At 59.2% G+C, this 1,118-nt stretch carries 2 protein-coding genes; one reads left to right on the top strand and one right to left on the bottom strand.

Features of this window, described 5'->3' with window-relative positions; genetic code table 11:
- Positions 1–156: 156 nt before the first annotated feature.
- Positions 157–522 carry a VOC family protein gene (locus E3O25_RS04500; RefSeq protein WP_092342527.1) on the bottom strand — a complete coding sequence of 122 codons (366 nt, stop codon included), beginning with the start codon at positions 520–522 and terminating at the stop codon, positions 157–159.
- 14 nt (positions 523–536) lie between these two features.
- Between E3O25_RS04500 and E3O25_RS04495 the strand changes: the two genes are divergently transcribed.
- Positions 537–1,118: YafY family protein (locus E3O25_RS04495; RefSeq protein WP_134360566.1), on the top strand; the 582-nt coding region annotated here is incomplete at its 3' end.

Here is a 1,118-nt window from a genome sequence, read left to right as displayed (position 1 = left end):
GACGTTCCCGATTCGGGACATACCTCCGGAACAGGCAGCGTCTGTCACCCAGCATGCCAATCGTTGGGGTCGTGACATTTTACGCGTGAAACCGGCCCGGTCTTCGAACCTTACAAGAGCAGAATTGCGCAATCGAGTCTGCCCTTGTACTCCGTTTCAGTCGATCGGAGAGACACGAATGAGGTTGCCATCAGGGTCGGCGACCACGAATGTGCGCCCGAAGACGTCTTCGTGCGGCTCTTCGATAACAGTGGCCCCCTTGGACGTCCACGCGGTGAAGCAGTCATCGACTCCGGATGCTGACCCGGGCAGCATGAGTCCCAACTCGCTGGTTCGCGGCGTCGCCGTCGTGACAGTGTCGCCGCGGCCAGACCATAGAGCGAAGAGTACGCCCGGGGCTACCTCGAATGGGACATAACGCGGGGTAATGGTGACAGGTTCCATCTCGAAGAGATCGCTGTAGAAGCGGGTGGAGCGCTCGACGTCGGTGACATAGATGAGGAACAGGTTTGGTGTTGCCATGGGGATCTCCTTAGTTGACGTTCTCGGCAACGGCAAGCCTTTCATCAATACATGACAGCTTTTGTCTGGTATCCGTCGATACTGGTGAGATGAAGTCCCACCGCCTACTTTCGATGATGTTGCTGCTCCAGACGCGCCACCAGATGACGGCGCTTGAGCTGGCAGAAGAGTTGGGAGTGTCGGTCCGGACGGTACTGCGCGACGTCGTGGCTCTGGCGGACGCAGATGTACCGGTGTTCGCCGAGCGAGGCCGATATGGAGGCGTCGTCCTGCTTCCAGGGGCACAGCTGGACGTGTCCAAACTCAGTCCCACCGAGGTCGATGCGCTGAAGCTACTGGGTTTGGACACCGGGCAAGCGCGCCAACTTGGTATCGATTCACTCACGCGTAGCGCCCAAATGAAGCTCGCTTCCCGCCGCCCTCAGGGCCGCCAGTTGGAACTGCCATTGTCCGAATTGATTGTGGTCGACAACACTCCATGGTTTAGCCCGATGCCAAGTGCCGCCGGCGTCGCCGAACTCGCCCGAAACCTGCAGTCGGGCAGGCGTTTGCGGATTCATTATCGGAGAAGTGCCGAACGAGGTGCTTCATGGCAC

The organism is Cryobacterium sp. TMT1-3 (assembly GCF_004402315.1).
Taxonomy (GTDB): Bacteria; Actinomycetota; Actinomycetes; order Actinomycetales; family Microbacteriaceae; genus Cryobacterium; species Cryobacterium luteum.
This window is presented reverse-complemented; position numbering and strand designations above follow the sequence as displayed.